Origin of the sequence: Ensifer canadensis (assembly GCF_017488845.2) — a bacterium.
In the GTDB taxonomy this organism is placed as follows: domain Bacteria; phylum Pseudomonadota; class Alphaproteobacteria; order Rhizobiales; family Rhizobiaceae; genus Ensifer; species Ensifer canadensis.
This window is the reverse complement of record NZ_CP083371.1, coordinates 892,502-910,248: the sequence shown is the minus strand read 5'-3', so window position 1 is coordinate 910,248 and position 17,747 is coordinate 892,502. Positions and strand designations below refer to the sequence as shown.

Annotated in this window: 12 protein-coding genes and 1 pseudogene; 2 read left to right on the top strand and 11 right to left on the bottom strand. The window is 54.6% G+C overall.

Annotated features, from left to right (window positions below):
* Positions 1-66 precede the first annotated feature (66 nt).
* Positions 67-783 (top strand): class I SAM-dependent methyltransferase, encoded by a 717-nt coding sequence (locus J3R84_RS23825; RefSeq protein WP_203529814.1) that lies wholly within the window; start codon positions 67-69, stop codon positions 781-783.
* Positions 784-855: 72 nt separating this feature from the next.
* Here J3R84_RS23825 and J3R84_RS23820 read toward each other — a convergent pair whose 3' ends face one another.
* The 7 genes from J3R84_RS23820 to J3R84_RS23790 form a co-directional block, all read right to left on the bottom strand.
* Entirely contained in the window at positions 856-1,902 is a 1,047-nt protein-coding gene (locus J3R84_RS23820) for a hypothetical protein (protein WP_203529813.1), read from the bottom strand.
* Between the two features lie 147 nt (positions 1,903-2,049).
* The gene (locus tag J3R84_RS23815) at positions 2,050-2,865 is read right to left on the bottom strand and encodes a glycosyltransferase (RefSeq protein ID WP_203529812.1); all 816 of its coding nucleotides are present in this window, start codon (positions 2,863-2,865) and stop codon (positions 2,050-2,052) included.
* Between the two features lie 6 nt (positions 2,866-2,871).
* Entirely contained in the window at positions 2,872-4,251 is a 1,380-nt protein-coding gene (locus J3R84_RS23810; protein WP_203529811.1) for a protein-tyrosine phosphatase family protein, read from the bottom strand.
* Positions 4,248-5,774 carry a glycosyltransferase gene (locus J3R84_RS23805; RefSeq protein ID WP_203529810.1) on the bottom strand — a complete coding sequence of 509 codons (1,527 nt, stop codon included), beginning with the start codon at positions 5,772-5,774 and terminating at the stop codon, positions 4,248-4,250. Before J3R84_RS23805 ends, J3R84_RS23810 begins: the two co-directional genes overlap by 4 nt.
* A gap of 77 nt (positions 5,775-5,851) precedes the next feature.
* Positions 5,852-8,164, bottom strand: coding sequence for an N-acetylneuraminate synthase family protein (locus J3R84_RS23800; RefSeq protein ID WP_225968540.1), 2,313 nt, complete (start codon positions 8,162-8,164; stop codon positions 5,852-5,854).
* Positions 8,161-8,832, bottom strand: coding sequence for an acylneuraminate cytidylyltransferase family protein (locus tag J3R84_RS23795; RefSeq protein WP_203529808.1), 672 nt, complete (start codon positions 8,830-8,832; stop codon positions 8,161-8,163). The genes J3R84_RS23800 and J3R84_RS23795 overlap by 4 nt, the downstream gene beginning before the upstream one ends.
* Positions 8,833-8,981: 149 nt before the next feature.
* A complete protein-coding gene (locus tag J3R84_RS23790; RefSeq protein WP_203529807.1) occupies positions 8,982-10,409 on the bottom strand; it encodes a mannose-1-phosphate guanylyltransferase/mannose-6-phosphate isomerase in 1,428 nt (475 codons plus the stop codon).
* 188 nt (positions 10,410-10,597) lie between these two features.
* Between J3R84_RS23790 and J3R84_RS23785 the strand changes: the two genes are divergently transcribed.
* Positions 10,598-10,954 carry a hypothetical protein gene (locus tag J3R84_RS23785; RefSeq protein ID WP_203529806.1) on the top strand — a complete coding sequence of 119 codons (357 nt, stop codon included), beginning with the start codon at positions 10,598-10,600 and terminating at the stop codon, positions 10,952-10,954.
* A 136-nt stretch (positions 10,955-11,090) separates the two neighbouring features.
* On the opposite strand, the gene J3R84_RS23780 is transcribed toward J3R84_RS23785, so the two are convergent.
* The 4 genes and pseudogenes from J3R84_RS23780 to J3R84_RS23770 form a co-directional block, all read right to left on the bottom strand.
* Positions 11,091-12,602: a hypothetical protein gene (locus J3R84_RS23780; RefSeq protein WP_203529805.1), complete on the bottom strand. Its 1,512-nt coding sequence runs from the start codon at positions 12,600-12,602 to the stop codon at positions 11,091-11,093.
* Positions 12,603-13,392: 790 nt separating this feature from the next.
* Entirely contained in the window at positions 13,393-15,330 is a 1,938-nt protein-coding gene (locus J3R84_RS23775) for a glycosyltransferase (RefSeq protein ID WP_203529804.1), read from the bottom strand.
* Between the two features lie 181 nt (positions 15,331-15,511).
* Positions 15,512-15,620: pseudogene (locus J3R84_RS39050) on the bottom strand (IS3 family transposase); the annotation flags it as partial.
* Positions 15,621-15,641: 21 nt separating this feature from the next.
* Positions 15,642-17,537 carry a glycosyltransferase family 4 protein gene (locus tag J3R84_RS23770; RefSeq protein WP_203529803.1) on the bottom strand — a complete coding sequence of 632 codons (1,896 nt, stop codon included), beginning with the start codon at positions 17,535-17,537 and terminating at the stop codon, positions 15,642-15,644.
* Positions 17,538-17,747 lie beyond the last annotated feature (210 nt).

Genomic DNA, 17,747 nt, shown 5'->3' with positions numbered 1-17,747 from the left:
CGCTGCGGTTGCTTTTCTGCAGCCAATAGGCTTGATTGTGTCCTCATCATCTAGAGGGGTGCGCTTATGACTGACCTGCTGGATACGATAAAAGCAGTTTGGAACGACAAGGACGATGAAGCCTATCGGCAAGACCAATCCCACTGGCGCGGCGTGGGACGGTGGGCGAATGACGCAGCATGGCAATCAATAGGCGCGCTGACACTTGATCGCTTCAAGTTTCTCTGGAGGATACTAGAACGCGCGCCGTCAGCAATGCGAGACCTTTCAGTGCTTGAATGGGGCCAAGGTGGCGGATCTAACGTCTTCGGGCTTCGCGAGGTTGCCAGCCAATATCAGGGCGTTGATATTTCGCCGAAGAATCTACAAGAAGCCGGCCGCATGATTTCTGCGGAAGGCTATACGGGTCTTTTCAAGCCTGTTCTCCTTGAAGGCCCCCCGGAAGAAATTGCGGACAAGCTGCTGCCGATCGACATGTTCTTGAGCACGGCTGTCTTCCAACACTTCCCGAGCAAAGATTATGGCGTACAGGTGCTGAAGACCATCAGGAAGGCATGCAAGCCTGATGCGGCAGGCGTCATCCAGATACGATTCGACAACGGCAACCCGACCTTTAGCGGCATTAAGTCTGTTGAAGAGTACGCGGAGCGGCATATTGTTGCTAACTCCTACGCGATCGATGCCTTCTGGGATATCCTTGCCAGCTGTGGATTTAAACCGCTGGCAGTTGATGGGATCCGCACTCAGAACAACTACGCTACGTTCTACATGACTGCGAAATAGCGTATTGCATATCTGATTGAGGAAAGAACGCGGTTTCCATGCAAAAAGAAATGTCGGAGACCAGTGTTTTCGTTAAAGGAGTGAAGAGTAACCCGGAAGCGGTTCGTACGCCGAAATGAATGCGTCTCCCTGAGCGTGCATGACGCGCTTCGACTTGTCGAAAAACTCCGAAAAATCGTGCTCCCTACGGCAAGTCTCGTATTTGGGTAAGATATCTGACACTTCGTACTCGACAGAAATGTCGCTGCCTTTCAATGGAAACTTAAAATCAAGATAGGAATACCTGTCATAATGACAAAACTCGTCCCAGAGCGACATGCTGGTCTCATAATACAATCCACCGGCATTGCTTGCCCTGAAGGACACGACCGGCGAGAACGGGCCGATCTTGTGAAGATGGATCAAGGTTCCAAAGGTGTCGTTTTGGTTTTGGCCGCGTTTCAGTTGTAGCTTGAATTTTTGAAAGGAATCACGAGGGGTCTCGGCCGGAATTCGGGAGACGATCTTTGACTGTACCCGCTCCGGAATCGAAATGTTTTGCAGACGCAAATCGCGATCGCCGAGAACAGAAATAAGAAATTGCGAAATAGTTTCTGCATAGTACTTCGCGCCATTAAAATTAGTGTGATTGGGGCCATTAAACATGGACTTTTCAATCGCCTTGGCACTGTCGACTGGCACTATGTTTATGGAAGGGATGTTGCACTCCGCGCTGATCTCCGCGATCATCCGAGCTTGAGGCCATTGTTCCAACGGAAGGACCCCACCTTTCGGAAGGTTAAGAAATATCGGCAAAATGTTTGCATCCATCAGGGATTTACAAGCGCTCAGATAATCTTCACTCGAGGAAGCACGCCCCCGGGAGTGGTCCTCGATCAGCAGTTCGAGAACGCAGATGCCGCCACCGCGGCGACTGACAACATCTGAAATTTTTACAGGACCGGGGCCCGCGAAACGGTTGCCAGGGTATGCGTCCTGATAGACCGCCGAGATGCCGAGTTCGCGAGCCAAAAAACGGCGAAAATATTCGACATACCCTGTCAGTTCCTGCGTTGTGTGATTGCTCCTTTGAGCTGTACACGATGCGCCGACAAAAGATATATCGAGACTAACTGTCATCTAATCGTCCTGATTTCCATTGAACTGCCACGGCAAGGACTGCGGGACACGTATTCGATCGCGTGGGTAAGACGAGATCAAACTCGTCCGCGACTCCTACTGCACACCAAGAACCCGGGCGACAGTTCTCTGGAGCCTGTTTTAACCTCAACTCGCGGCGTTTCGACTTCTAACATGGCTAACAAAGCGCTGGAGGTCGCTCTGAAGTGCCCGGCGGAAATGTACAGGTGTGTTGCCGATGTCGAGCCCTTCCGTCGCGAAGTACGATTGAAACATCGCCGCGTAGTGCATCCGGAGCTTATTCTGCGACACAAAGCTTTCCATGCGCAAGACCGAGCCTTTTGAAGCGTTGTGAAAAGCGTAATTCGACACCACTTCGCTCGAGAGGTAGGGCTTACGCATTGCCGTGAAACGCATGAACATTTCAACGTCCATCGTCACGTGATCATGAACAACAAGTGGTCCCACGGTCTCGAACATCTCGCGTCGCCAGAATGTAGACTGCTGCGGTACCCAGAAGCGCGAGCCGTACTCAAGCGCGACTCCCATATCCAGATGGTTGACCCGCCTGACAGAGAAAATCTCCTTCTGTTCCTCGTTGTAAAGGTTGCAGCACGCTATTACCCAGGTAAACGGATGAGAATTAGCCCTGAAGATAGGCTCAATCCGTTCAAGGCCGTCGTCTTCAAACCAGTCGTCGGAGTTGATCCAGCATTGAATGTCGCCTGTGGAGTTAGCGAAGCCCAGATTGATGGCGTGTGACTGCCCAAGATCGACCGAGGTGTTAACGATGATCTTGTCGATCTGGTTCCGATACCGCTCGACAATCTCCAGCGTGCCATCGGTGCTTCCGGCGTCGACCAGAATAATCTCCTTGTCAACCGCTTGCTTGATGCAGGACACAATCGTGCGTTCGATCGTTGCCACCTGATTGAACGAATTCAGGACGATAGAGAACTTCATGGACCGCTAACCTTCCAGGAATTGCCGAGCGAAAACGGCAAGGTCTGCCGTGTCGTCACAATGAACGGGCGAGTTCGCATACGGATTGTAACCGAATACCTCGTGCAGCAACATCTCGGATGCAACGACTCGCGCAGGATAACTACACGCGAAAAGTGAATCGAACGCTGTCGAAGGGCATCCTATGATCGGTCCGCAGCGCGTCGCGAAATCAAGCAAGTCCATGCCATAATTGACCTTGACCTTGTCCAGGGGAAGGCCGGAGCGCGCGATGAAGTCGTTGTAGGCTGCTTCGTAATTGCTCCTCTTGTCCGATGGATGAGGCAATATCAGCACTTGGAGATTGCTGGCTCCGCTATTGCGGATCTTCGCGGCGACCTGCAGGCATTGCTGTAACGAACTGGCGTAGTCGGTGATCGAATATGTCAGATCGCCGCTCAATGCGGCAACGATGCCGAGGGTCGAGCCGCGTTTCGCCACATCCCGTTCAAGCACGCTCTCAAACAGGAGCGTGGGATGTTTCAATTCAAACTGGTAAATATCCAAGGGTGTCGAAAATGGAACGAAGCGTGCGGATTGAATGGGAAAAACGGTTTCGGCATCCATTCTGTAGCTGTAGTAATAGACGGTATCTGCATACGAATACAATGCGAACTCAGGTATCGTTCCGTGGTAAGACAAGATAGTTCTTACCCCAGAGGTCACTGCGGCAGCAAAAGCGGATGACGTCGGGTGCCACTGATCGTTAGCCGTGTAAACAGCCTGCACATTACTTGCGCCGAAATACTGCACGAAAGCAGAATAGGCACTGCATACCGATTCGACACTTTCCTGAATAACGGTTTCCGGGATATTTTCGGTCCCCTGCAAGCTCGCTATTTTCTCGATCTGTGCGAACAGGGTATCGATATACTGTTCGTCGGGAACCCAACGCTCCATAATCGAATTAACGCTCGTCTGCGAAACCGACACGGTTTTCCCATGTCTCTCACGCACGCGCCACTCGATCGCTTTCAAGAAATCAGCAGAAACAGGCTCGCCATAATACACGATATCGATCGCCAAATTGCTTTTATCATGGAACCGGCGGTCCTGTTCCAAGGCATGAAGCATTGGATATATGTAATTTGGACGCTGCGTGTTTTGGCAAAGGAACGCGACTTTATACGTATCCCGCCGCGCAGCCAGCATGTCGCGATCGAGCGCTCGTAAGCGCGCTATCGGCTGATTGAATTTTTCGACCGAATAGGCTGGCGTCCGGTCATGGTCATTGCCGACCACGAGCGTATGTGCGAGATCGTGCACGATGGCATAGGCAATGGGTGAGCGTTTGGCGCCATTCTGGACGAGAAGATTTTTAACAATTCGCGGTAAGGTAGAATTCATCTATTTCTCTCGAAAACCTTGCGCCATTTACTCGTGCTTTTTTCTTTGTCGTACCCGTCACCTGAAAAATACTTTGAAGGCGACGGTTTCGGCGGTGATTTTCTTGCTACTTCATGCGTCGCACGCGTATTCAATATCCGCATCAAATTTCGGCGAATTCGGTGTGCATATCGATTTGGCTCCATAATTTCTTCGACTTTCGCCGACAGGGTATTTGTCTTGTTGACCCTGGAGCGATCGAGAAATTGGAGGAGCGAAGAGACACTTTCGTCGGTGATCTCTTCAAGGCCGAAGCAAGCGCTGGCGTGCTCCTTCATTGCTTCGATCTGCTCGAGCAACCCGCAGCGATCCGGACGGAAAACAATGGGCAGACCCGCGATGATTGCCTCGGCAACCGAAAATGAAAATGGCTCCACTTCTGACGGCATCAGTAAGGCATCGGCTCTCGCACACACGACTTTGCGCGCTGCACCGGACAAGTCGCCCATGAAGTGAAGGTTTTTCGGAATGTCGCGCCAATACGACGGTTCATACCTGTTTGGCAGGCCAAGCCACAGCACATGCATATCGGGATCGGCTTTTTCGATCGCCCTGGTCAGGCACTTTACAAAATCGATTCCCTTGCGGGGCTGAATTGAGCCTATGACGACCATAAATCGCTGCGCCCCGCTCAGCACGCGCGGCGGAAAGTCATAGTCATCGTGAGACAGAACGTTGCCTTGGAAATGCAGTCTATCGCTGGATATTTCTGGGAAATGCTTCTGGAGAACCAATTCCTGGTCGTTGGTCAGCGACAAGAAGTGAGCGCGCGGCAAACTCGCCCTGAACGCCGAAAGAGACCTGCTCTCCTCGGCCGCAAACCGGCCGATGATGTCATCGCCCTCATGGAAGTAGTAAACGATCGTTATGTTTTTTTCGTTGGCCCTTTTTATGAAGTTTTCAAACTCGGGCCAGAGCGTTACTGGCTGGATGGTATTTATGAGAATGTTGGGTCTTCCCGAGCATCCGTCGAAGGCGGATGCGGCAGAAAGATCCTTCACATCCAAGATCGCGAGGTTCTCGAACATCGTTTCGAGACGTTTGATATTGAGGTGGGCACCCGTGTTTTGCGAGTATTTGTAGACCAGTATCGTGAATTCGGACAGCAAAGGCGATTTCATTCGCCCCGCATCACTGGCGATTGACGTCGTGTGCAAAAACACCCTTTGCCGGCCACCATATTCCGCCAGAAAGCGATAGTTTTCGGCGGTGAAAAACTGCTGTTGAGCGGCGAGAACCAGATCGAAGAAATCCTGTACGGGCTTCTCTTCGTTGACGCGATGAGGGCCTACCCACGCAAAGGGCGCATCACTGACGGTTGGCTCATTGGCGCCGTCGCGATTTTGGACCGCTTCCTTCCAGTTCGTGACCGCAGAAGCTTCGCCGGGGAAATCGTTACTGAGACTGTTTGCAAAATGGCTGAGGAAGTGCAGGTTATTTTTCGACTTCCCAATAGAATCCTTTAAAATTTCGTAGACGTCCATAAGATCTCCGCTGAAACCAACTAAGCGGCCAAGACGCGTGGCGCGCAACTGATATGAGCTAATTATAAACTGTAATATTAATAATTACGCGCTTTTTCATAAGGCACATTATTGGATATATTGCTGGCACCAGCACCTGAGGCGTTGGCAAACTCCTCCAAACGCTCCAAGGCGATCCACGCGCCTTCGCCATTATTTTTGTGACCCTGCCAGATTTCCGGGATGAAGGTCGCGTTCGGCGAACCTTTTTTATAAATGCTGAAGAATTCCATCCAGTCAATCTCGCCTTCACCGATCTGCAGGCCCTCGCCATCGACACCCTTTGCGTCGGCAATATGGTAGTGCGCGGTGTAGGGAGCGACCTTGGTCAGGAAGCTGGCCAGCGAAACCTTTTGGTGATTGCACGAGAGCTTGGAATGCGACACATCGAGGCAGATCCGCATTCCGAACTTTTCGCAGAACTCCACAATCTCGTCACCGTGCGTGAAGATGTTGTGGAATTGTTGTCCGCCAAAGTGCCAGGGATAGGGCGGCATGGTCTGCGGAATGATCTCGACGCCGGACAGATCTATTTCCTGCAGGCTCGCATGGACCTTTTCGTAAAGCGCCATGGCCTCCATGCGGCTCAGGTGCCCGTGGTGCGTGAACCCACCCACGTTCGCGACGATACACGGGCGTTCGGTCTTCTTAAAGTAAGGAGCAAGCTTTCGCGTCAGTTCCGCTACGCGGGCGAGTTCCTTGACCGAATGACGGCGGTAGTCCTCGTCGCTGGTGCACAGGTCCAGCGTATGGTCGCCGGCAAACAGTTCGGGGGCGTGGATGACCAATCCGAGGTCCAGCGGTTCCGGTATGTACTTGTGAAAATCCTCATTCATGTCCTTGTAGGACAGATGGATTTCGACGAGGTCCATGTTCGACATGGAAAGCAGCTTGTCGAAGTCGTGATAGCGCACGGGAATACCCCATCGCGCATCGAAGGAGTAGTTGCGCGCCGTCACGCCCATGCTGGAAATATCGCTTTCGAAGAAGAAATCCCCTTTCACCTTTCCAGCGCTAAGTTTGTGGCCCACGAGATCTCGCAGCCGGTTCGGCTGAAGACCTTTGCCGGGGCTCTTCGTGTCAAGCATTGCCTCGGTGATCTCGACGCCGGCCGGGATGTCCTGGCCGGCTACGAGGCTCTTGGCCAGGACTTCGCGATTCATGAGCTCGCCTTGCGATATCGTGCGCGCCTCCTCCGTACCCATTGCTACTTCAATCTGACGGATCGCCTGAACCATGGCGGTCAGCTCATCTGGCAGGATGCTGACCTTGTGATCGTTGCCTTCCATCCCCCGGTCCGTGGTGAAGTGCTTCTCGATGACCTTAGCGCCGAGAGCAACGGCAGCAATCGGCACATGGATCCCGCGCTCATGGCCGGAGTAGCCGACCAAGCCGCGGCTAAGGCCCCGCAGATGCTGCATGTAACGCAGATTCACGTCCTTGTCCGGAGTGGGATATGTCGAGTTGCAGTGCAGGAGCACATAGGGCGCGCCCACGAATTCGAGATGCCGAACGCTTTCGCTGATCTCCGCTTCGGTGGACATGCCGGTCGAGCACAACATCGGCTTTTGCTTGGAAGCGATCTGCGACAGCAGCGCGTGGTTGGTAAAGTCCGCGGACGCGACCTTATAACCCGGCACGCCGTATGCCTCCAGCTTCTCGAGGCTAGCCTCGTCCCAAGGGGTGCACATCGGCTCCAGTCCACGTTTTGCGCAATGGTCGAAGGCCCGATAGAGATCGTCGTCGCTGAGCTGGAACTTGGCGAGCAGGTCGAGTGTGTATTGCGCGCCCAGATCCTCACCGGCATCGCCGTGCTTCTCGTGCTTGTGATACAGCGTCTTCATGTCGCGCATCTGGAACTTGGCGCAATCCACGCCGGCGTTAGCCGCGAGATCGATCAGGTTGATCGCAGCCTCCAGGCTTCCATTGTGATTGTTCCCGATTTCCGCGATGATGAAGCATGGCGCATCTTCGGCGATCGCACGCGCACCGACGTCGAGCCGCAGCGTTCTGGGCAGCGTGACTCCCACCAGACGGTGATTGTCATCCACCATGGGCAGCGCGAGGATAGAAGGCGTCAACATCGCCATGACCTTCTCCCGCGGCGCGTCATGGGCCACCGAGGCGTAATTCCGGTTCATCACCTTGGAAACGCTGACATCCAGATTGATCTCGTTGGAACTGACGAGCCAACGACGCACATCGCCGTCCGTGAGAACACCTTCAAGGTGACCGCCGCTCGTTACGACGAATATGATACGGCTCTTGTTCTCGCTGATCTTATTCAACGCAAGCGACATACTATCTTCGACGAAAACCACAAACTTGGAGTAGTTTTTGAGGGTAATCATCTCAAACCTCGCTTTTGCAGAACGCGTTCCACTAAAACCCAATCTTCGGGCTCGTCTATTTCCACCGCTGTGTGTTCGCCCATTTCATACACAGCTGTCTTTCCGCCCAGACGACATTTGCTCGTTTCCAGCATTCGGCGTGTCGTGACGTAAAACGCGCCGTTTTCCATCAATATTCCATCAAAGACCTGCCGCCGTGGGCGATGTAGTGGGTCGTAATTCACTGGCGTGAAATCATCATTCCAAAAGAATCGCTTTAGTCTTACAGCAGAAAGCATACTGTCATAACTGCCAGCCTCGAAAAGCTTCAAGGCTTTATCGAGGTCACGGCCTTCAAGAAGGGGAGACGTTGCTTGAATGGTAACCAGCGTTTCGAATGGCACGACGGATGCGAAATGCATCATCACGTCTTCGGTTGACGAATGGTCCTGCGCCAGTTGCTGCGGGCGATCAATCACCGTGACTGGGAGACCCAGCCCTTCGACGACCTGCCGTATTTTGTCGCTGTCGGTCGACACATACACGCTGCCGATGGCGTCGCAATCGCAAGCCGCCTTCAACACCCACGCGCAAAGGGGACGATCGGCAAGCGTCTTGATGTTCTTATCCGGAATGCTCTTGGATCCACCTCGAAGCGGGATAAGAGCGGTGATTTGCGTCTGAGACATTCATGCTACCGAAAAGCTGGCAAACTTACTGTGCGTCTATAGGTTCTCCGGTTTGGGATGTCCAGTACACGGTCGAAATCCCTGACATTTCGATCTCCGGTCGTCGCGTTGCGCGAGAGCTGACGACACTGGTCAGTCAGCCCAAGCCTTCAACCTCGTCCGAATTCGTCGACGATACGGATGATGTCATCCTCCCCGAGATACGATCCCGTCTGTACCTCGATCATCTCCAGCATGATCTTACCGGGATTCGCTAGACGGTGAACTTCGCCCTGCGGAATGTAGACGGATTCATTCTCGCATATCATTTTCACCTGATCGCCGACGGTCACTTCAGCCGTACCCTTCACGCAGATCCAGTGTTCCGAGCGGTGATGGTGCTTCTGCAACGAAAGCTTCTTGCCCGGCGTTACAAACAGCCTCTTCACCTGAAAACGGTCGCCGGTCAGGATCGATGTATAGCCGCCCCACGGTCGGTAGGATGTCGGATGCGTCACGGTCAGTGCCGCAGTCGATTTGGCGGCGGCAAGCTGCTTCACCAGCGTTCCGACGTTCTGGCTATCCTCAAGGCGGCCGACATAGACCGCATCCTCACTGGCAATGACTGCGACGCCTTCCAGGCCCTGCACCGCCAGATGGCTATGGCGCGAGATGACCAGCGAATTTTTTGTGTTGATTAGCGTCGCATTACCGGAAGCAACATTGCCGGCCTTGTCCTGAATTCCCCCCTTCCACACTGCATCCCAGCTGCCCATGTCAGACCAGATGAAGGAGGCTGGCACGACGGCGGCGTTAGCGGTCTTTTCCATAATCGCGTAGTCAATAGAAATGTCCGGGCTTGCGGCAAAAGCATCCGCTTCGAGGCGAATGAAGTCGAGATCACTGGCGGCCTTGGCGACGGCCTGCGTAGCAGCCAGCTCAACATCCGGCGCATGCACAGACAGTTCCTGCAGCACATCCGCTGCCTTGAACATGAAAAAGCCTGAATTCCAGACAAAGCCGCCGGTGGCCAACATCTTCTCTGCTTCTGCAAGAGCCGGCTTCTCGATGAAGCGCTTCACCTTGGCTGCGCCGTTGGAAAGTTTGTCGCCCATCTCGATATAGCCATAGCCCGTAGCGGGCTTGGTCGGGGTGATGCCGAAGGTGACGAGCTTGCCGGATGCGGCCGTCTTCTGCGCGATCCGGATGGCCTCAACATAGTTGGCGTCTGCGGTGATCTCGTGGTCGGAGGCAAGCACCAGAAGCAGGGCGTCGTCGCCGAATTTTTTAGCAATGAAGGCGGCGGCGGCGGCAGCGGCGGCGGCGGTGTTGCGCGCCATCGGCTCGAGCAGCGTAGCCGACAGCCCAACGCCGATCTCACGGGCCTGTTCGGCAGCCAGAAAGCGGAAATCGTCATTGGTGATGACGATCGGCAACTCGTAGAGTGCGGGATCGGAGACTCGCAACAACGTCGCCTGGAACAACGAGCGGTCGCCGACGAACTGGATGAATTGCTTCGGCGCCGTTGCGCGCGACAGTGGCCACAGCCGTGTACCCTTGCCGCCTGCCATGATCACGGGGATAATCTTGCTCGTCATGAAAAAAGCCTCCAGTTCATTGCCCCGATCGTCAAGGGGGCGTCAAAGGTTGTCGCTAGAATTTGTCGGATGTGCTGTCTGCACGCGGCAGCGGATCAGGTCTAGCCCCCGGGATCGAAGATTTGCGGCTGCGTCTTCCCCGCCTCGACATAGCAGCACATCTCCGGCGCATTGCCGCAGGGGCGAAGATGCACGATACACCCGGCGCTGAACGAGACGCACAGCCCTTCAACATCGCTCTTCTTCGCGATCGTGCCGGGCGGAGGAAAGCGGTGAGGTTGTCGTCGGCGAGGATTTGGGGTTCGCTGAAGCTGCTCGTCTTCATCAAAACCGCCCTCGATCATACAACCGAGAAAATTCAACTTTTCATTCCGATTTCGCGAGCCAAACGAGCGACGGCGTTTCAGCTATCCTCGCTGTTTATCTTGCTTCGGCGAGATGGAAAGTCAGGCGGCGCGTCGTCGGCAATTGCTCGCTGGTCTCTGAATTTCGCCAACAATCAGTTCGCTAGTGGCCGACTTCCACGTAAAAAACGTTGTCAATGAAGTGACGCGCGGATTCTTGGCAACGATAGCCTCCCAATCCAATTGGTTAGGGAGTTGGCACCATCAACGAAAGACAAACCGGTCCACGTGCGTGTCTCGCACCACTGGTACGCTTCACGAGGTCGGCGGGAAGATGCTAGAGATAGCCTGCGTTCGGCGCCCGCCCCTCTTTTGCCCCATGCTCGATATAGTGCCTTACCGGGTCCATCTTCACCTCTGCCACATCCTTATAGTATCTCAGATACCACACGGGATCAAAGAGGCCCGTTTCAGTGAGCATGCGCGCATGTTTCTCAGCGAAGCTGGGATTGGACGCGCGCCCTTCTTTTGCGCCGTGTTCCATATAATGTTTGAGCGGGTCGACATTCGCCTCAGCGACATCCTTGTGATGTTCCAGATACCACGCCGGATCGACCAGGCCGGACGCTTTCAGGACGCGCATCTGCCAGCGGCGACGCAGCATTGCCGGCAACTTGTTCCATGCAGAGTTGTTGAGGAGCGCATGAATGGTTTCACCGATATGGGCCGGAACATCAAGGAAACCCAAGGCAGCGCTCTGGTCCATGGAAGGCTTTGTCTTGGCGGACGCGCGCTGCATTTCTTCGTCCACCAGCCTTGCCTGTAGCAACGTTACCAGGCGACCGGCCGCCTTGGCTTCGTCACGTACCTTGGCGATGCTATCCCGCTGTTCGGAGATCGTCCGCTGCTGATCAACGAGGACAGCTTCCATTTCGGATAGCTGATCGAGCAGCAATGCACGTTCCCCTCGCGTATGCCGTTGCCGCGCGGCGGTGTCGGGCAGGATCGATGCTGCCTGGTCGATTCCCTCTACGCCATTTTTCACTAGGATATCACTGTCGGCACCGGCTGCCGGCAGTTGATCGAGAAAAGCATCCTCCATATCGGACAACTGTTGTAGCAGCAGATCACGTTCGGCACCAAGCAAGACGAGACGCTGTTTCACCGCCGCAATTTCAGTGGCCTCTGTCGGCAAGGATGCCTCGAACCGCGCCAGCTGGTTCTGGCGCTCGGACTCGGCGCCCTCTCTGCCTGTGATCATCTCGCTGATTTCGGCAAATGCGGAATCGCTGTCGAAGCTCTTGAGCTCCAACGGCAACGCAGCCGCTTCCAGTTCAAAATCTAGTGCTTGCGCCTCTGCATCGGCAGAAACCGCCTGATGCGCCAGAACCGTGTGCCATGCCTTCCGGGCTTGCGTACAAGACGGCAACGCCGCGACGGGCACTGTGTCGTCGGCAATCTTGAAATGGCTGATCACCTTGGACCAGAATTGCTCCGGCTCTGCCTGAGCTGCGGCCAGCGACACAAAAACGATGCGGCGGCGATGTTTCCGATATAGCAACAGCAGCATTGCAGCGTCGGCCTTCCAGGCAGCAAGACTGGAAGACGGCAGGCGAAAGCTATCCATATCGCGCGCCACTGCATATTGGGCAGAATCGTAAAGCGCCAAGATGGGGCCGCGGGTTGTTTCGGCGATGGTTCGCTCAAGCAAATCGGCCCCTTTCGGCCCCGACGCCACGATCACGGTGACTTCGGCAGACTCCAGCTTATCACGGGTAAGCCTCACAAGATCGGTTGCGAGGTGACCCAGATTTTCTTCTGGAAAGTCAACTGCTTCAGTCTCGAACATATCATGCTTCCGTTGGCGATTTGCCTGACCATAGGCCGCGGGGACCGTCCGGCAAGAGTTGGATCTGACTATACGCGGATGGGGTTATCGTCAAGCCGTAACTGCCCGCCTGCGCGGCTGCACACAGGCCATACACCCGCGTTTTGCCATTCAAGTTCATTCCTAATTTAGAACGGGCAATCCCTCCCGACAGGGCATGTCTTCCTGCCGAGCTTATAGTTTGCGAGGCCGGGCATCGGTTATGATGCTCCGGCAGCCGCATCGAGCTCGACTCCAACAGCGTCGAACGGGGCCATCAGGCCCCAGACCATCACACGCAAGCACTCACGATGGCTCGCAGCGAAATCGACGCGCTCATGTCCTGAATTACGCTGCCTGAGCGGCCTCAGCTTGCCAATTATGAAAAGAAAGCGTTCGTTTGATCAAGTCTCGTCCGACGCGGAAACGCAGGCATGTCGAATGCGATGTCCCGAGCAGGGACGAAAGTTGACTGAGCACGCGTCTGCCGACGTCGCTTAGAGCACGGAACGACGTGCCATCCACCTGTTTAGTTCGCATCTTGTGGCAGCGTGGCCGACCACGAACAGAAGCGGGGCCCTGGTCGTGCATAGTGAATTGATAGAACTTGTCCGATCACACAGCGGCAGATGGTCGTCGAACTTCGAGACCAAGATGTAAGCCAGAAGGCCAGCGTCCACCATGCGGTCCGGCATCGGTCAGCTTGGTGTCGGCAATTGCACCATCTTCTCGCAGCCGGAAAACTCCAATTTCCGGCGGTCCAACCTTGGCCTCAGGGCAGGGGCAATCCGTAAATCTCGAAGTTGCGTATGAACATGGCACGAAGGTCGAGCTTTTCGCAGGATTGCATCTCGGGCTGTCCCGTTCGCTGGAACACATCAGACAGTGCCCGGTAAAATTGGCTTCTCTCATCCTCGGAGAAGCCGTTCTCCACATCCCGAAAAGTCTGCGGGTTCCAATCGTCGAAGAGGAGGTGGTTTGCGAGTTTGAGATGCCCGGCCGCGCTGAGAACCCCCCAGATCATGTGGCGACATGCCAGCTCATCGAGACAACTGCTCAGCGAACGTCGGGCATTCTGCTCATCAAACTGCGCCGAACCGGCGCGTCCGGTCTCCTCGACTACCGTAACCACATTCGCCGTGCAAAACGCCCGCAACAGGAAAACACTTGTGGAGGCGGCGCCAAGTTTCTCCGGATAAAGGATCATTTCGGCAAAATCGCGCTTGCAAAAGCTCCCCCAGACGAGCTGCAAACTATCCACCGATCCAGCGAATTGCTCGACCGTAAGGTTCGAAACGACAGAGCCTGCTCCAGTGAGGAGGCGGTCATCTGTTTCGGCGCGCTCCGCTTTATGCCCATCCCCGTTGGCGAACGCGCCGAAAACGACATCGCTCTGGTTGTTCGTTGCCGCTTGGTAGAAATTTACCAGGCAGTTGTCGGCCAACTCGTACCGACCATCGAACGAAAATATGTACGCCCCTCGCGCCTCCCGGATGCCTGCGTTTAGCGCCACACCCGAACCGACGTCATCAGTAGTTGTTTTTACGATCCGTATTCTTCTGTCGCCTTGGGAAAGATCAGACGCGACAGCTAAACGGTCGCTGGATACTCCATCATCGATGCATATTACTTCAATGTCATATAACGCCTGATTCAACAGAGATCTGATCGTTTTTTCCAGCGATGATAAGGCATCTTTCAGCGGGATTATGACGCTGACTTCGGGATAGATATACGAGACATACTTCGTCGCATGATCAAGCGGTCCGTGCGACCATGGACCGCCCCACACCTTTCGATAATCCTGGAGCATCGCGCGACCCGCGAGTACAAAATCGTATTGATCGAGATTCTTTTCGATTACCCTGATGAAGTCATAGGGTCGGGCAACGACATGATTGCTGAGGCGAGACGCCTCGTCAGCGGCAAGAAAGGGAAAGATACGGCGCAGTAGATCGCTGTGTTCGCTATGCAGGTTTTTGATATCGGTATTGGATACGCCACTGGTTCTGAAGTTCAGGAGAGGGTGCGGAACTTCATAATATCGCATGCCGCTCCTGTAGAGGCGGACGCAGAATTCATAGTCCGCAATGATTTTATAGACATCACAGTAAGGCCCCACCTCGTCATAGATGCGCGACGGGATGAGGAGGGATTCATGGCGGACAGGCATCCGCAACAAGGTCGATTTGTTATAAGACATGGTCGGCAACACGAAGGACTGCCCATCCTCGTTGAAGTATCGCGCCAAAGCGCCGACGAAATCACAATCCGTATAGCGGATTGCGGACACCAGCGAACTGACAGCATTCCGCTCATACCAGTCGTCGGAATTTACAATAATTATGTATTCGCCCCGGGCCAACCTCAGCCCCTTGTTCATCGCATCGTATATTCCTGTATCCGGCTCGGAAATGTAATAATCCAGCGCGCCTTCGAAATCTTTTATTATTTCAATAGTTCCATCAGTAGAAACCCCATCCACGATTATGTATTCAATATTATTATAATCCTGATCTATAACCGAACTAATCGTCTGCGTTATTGTTTTTGAAGAATTTTTACAAACAGTTATCACAGTAACCAACGGAGTATCGGAGCTTGTGCGAAGGCTGGGCTCGTGTAACCGCTTTCCTCCTTCAGCTTGGCGAAATCCCGTTAAATCTGGATATCTATAGTATTGGCCAACAAATTTTTCTGTATGTTCCACTTCGATACCTTCGTTAAAAATTTGCCCTTAGCTTCCACTTTTTGTGCCATCTGATTTCTCCGCCGTTGCGGTAGAGGCAGGTATCAATTTTAGGGCATGCGCATTTCAACCGCTATGATCGAGCATTGAGCAGGCCGGACGGTGGCTTTGGCACGTCGCAGTAGCGCGCCGGCGCCGATCCGCGCTCGGCTGGAAGCGAGAAATCCACTTCGCACCCCGCCCCCCACGGTTGAAGTCGTCCAGTACGTTCAGAAGGTGGAAAGCCTACCATCGTCCAGACGATCCGCCATGGAACCGCTTGAATCCCGCGTCTAGCCTAGAAGAGATTTCGGCATCAACAAGCCAAACGTCTTTCTTGGCTCGGCAGCGAGCGTCTGAAGATAGCGGTCCCAGCCATGTCGGTCCTCCAGCCGCTGTGCCATCTCCTTTTTTCTGGCGAGAACCTGTTCCTGATCACCAGCTATGGTGCTCAGGGCATCGATATAGGGAGCCGTATCGGTCAGGCTCGACACCAGCCAGCTTGTCTGTTGGTCCACCAATTCCCCGATGCCGCCCACATCTGAGCTCACGATCGGGAGCCCTGCGGCTGCGGCTTCGAGAAGAACGTTCGGCAACCCGTCCCACAGCGAGGTGTATAGAAGCGCGTCGTATTCCGGCGACGGAAGCTCATCGAACCTGTCGTAGCGCCCGTGAAATTGAACGTTGTCACAACGCTCCTGGAGATCGGTTACGATCTTCTCGAACTCCTTTTCGCCGCGGCCCCATATGTGGAAGTCGAACTGCGGGGCGTCTCTGGCGATATCGGCCAGCAACTGCACGTTCTTCTGTCGGGCAAGTCGACCTGCCCATAAGACCTGCAGTCGGCGGGATTTCTCAGCTCTCGGATCGGGGGGTGTTTGCCGGGGCGCGGGCTGATACAGCGGGACGAACAATCTCTGAAGTTCACCCGGCACGCCGAGCTGCGAGCTCAAGTTGCTGATGTAGGTGCGGTTGTCGAAATAAACACCGCTCAGGTTCGGCAGGCAGTGGGGGATATACAGATCGGAGTAGGCAGTCCTGCGACCGCGTTCCGAATAATCAGGACAAGACAGCATTGCGTACAAGCGGCTGAAGTTCGACAGGCGCTGACCGAAATATTTATACGCTTCCCAGCAGGCCCGGCTGTTCACGTTCAGCACGACATCGGGCCGGAGCCCTCGCACCATAAGGTCGACGAGATCCTTGCGACTGCCCTCAGAAAGGCGTTCATCGCTTCTTACGAGGGAGATCACCGTGACCCCCTCTGGGACGAGATGCAGCGCTTCGAGACGATCATCGTCCGTGGTGACAACCACGACGGACCTGGGACCGTGCACTTTCGCGAGGGCTTCGACAGCATGTGACGCAACGAGGTTGGCGCCGCCATGAATGAGCCACGGCACGAAGACGATTGCGCGCGGTGGGGCAGGCACGGCCTTTACGATCTCTTCGAACGACCGTGAAAGAGGATGACGTGCAGGGCCGCCAGCGATGGCAATGTTGTCTGCACGCTCGAAAAAGTCAGTCGAGTAGAGCTCCGGCTCGAGGTCTTCAACGCTCCCGACTGTTTCCTTGGCCAGCTGCAGGATCCGTAATGGTCGTACCGGCGCCCTTCCTTCGTCGCGTCCATGGTCGATGTAATGCAGCAACGGATCGATGCCACCGATATCGGGATAGTGGCCCGAATACCATGCGGCGTCGAAATCAGGGCCTGGTGATTTGCCGTCCCGATATCCTTGCACGAGATAGTGCAGTAGAGGCGGCTGACCGCTTTCCAGTGCGTCCGGGTACGTGTTGAGATACCAGCGCTCATCAAACAATCCGGAGGATTTTATCCGGTCCGCGGCGCTTGGTGGCGTCTCCCAGATCGAAAGACCGTCCCGCTTTCCTTGCCTGAGGTAGTGCACCAACGGATTGATATCCGAGGCGACCGCATCAGCGTGCTGGTCCAGGTAACGAGCCGTGTCGAATTTCCGGCTCGGCGACAGCAGATGCCTACGGCCATTCTTGATGAAATGTGTTAGCGGGTCGATTCCGTCACGGGCAAGGTAAGGATGGGACAGGAGGTACCAATCGGCATCGAAAAAGCCTGACCTGGCAATTTCCTTACGGGTTGAAAAACTGCCGATATTGTCGGCCAGCCTCCATGCCTTTTCGTGAATTCGATTGATCTGTGAAAGCAGTCTCATCGTTGCATCCCGAACTGATACTTTATGGCATGCCCATCATTGGGCCTTCTTTAGCAGATCGCCGCCGCGTGTGGGAAAGATTGCAACCAGCCATCAACATTAGAATGGCCCAGGGATTGAAGCCGAACCCGCCAATGATTTGGATATCGTTTCTCAAGACTCGCGGACTTTACGCTGTGATGAGAACCAATTATACGGCTCGACCTTGCA

Bases quoted from the DNA above. Each gene is read 5' to 3' on its own strand.
- J3R84_RS23825 (WP_203529814.1), top strand. From the start codon at position 67: ATGACTGACCTGCTGGATACGATAAAAGCAGTTTGGAACGACAAGGAC.
- J3R84_RS23820 (WP_203529813.1), bottom strand. From the start codon at position 1,902: ATGACAGTTAGTCTCGATATATCTTTTGTCGGCGCATCGTGTACAGCT.
- J3R84_RS23815 (WP_203529812.1), bottom strand. From the start codon at position 2,865: ATGAAGTTCTCTATCGTCCTGAATTCGTTCAATCAGGTGGCAACGATC.
- J3R84_RS23810 (WP_203529811.1), bottom strand. From the start codon at position 4,251: ATGAATTCTACCTTACCGCGAATTGTTAAAAATCTTCTCGTCCAGAAT.
- J3R84_RS23805 (WP_203529810.1), bottom strand. From the start codon at position 5,774: ATGGACGTCTACGAAATTTTAAAGGATTCTATTGGGAAGTCGAAAAAT.
- J3R84_RS23800 (WP_225968540.1), bottom strand. From the start codon at position 8,164: ATGATTACCCTCAAAAACTACTCCAAGTTTGTGGTTTTCGTCGAAGAT.
- J3R84_RS23795 (WP_203529808.1), bottom strand. From the start codon at position 8,832: ATGTCTCAGACGCAAATCACCGCTCTTATCCCGCTTCGAGGTGGATCC.
- J3R84_RS23790 (WP_203529807.1), bottom strand. From the start codon at position 10,409: ATGACGAGCAAGATTATCCCCGTGATCATGGCAGGCGGCAAGGGTACA.
- J3R84_RS23785 (WP_203529806.1), top strand. From the start codon at position 10,598: ATGCACGATACACCCGGCGCTGAACGAGACGCACAGCCCTTCAACATC.
- J3R84_RS23780 (WP_203529805.1), bottom strand. From the start codon at position 12,602: ATGTTCGAGACTGAAGCAGTTGACTTTCCAGAAGAAAATCTGGGTCAC.
- J3R84_RS23770 (WP_203529803.1), bottom strand. From the start codon at position 17,537: ATGAGACTGCTTTCACAGATCAATCGAATTCACGAAAAGGCATGGAGG.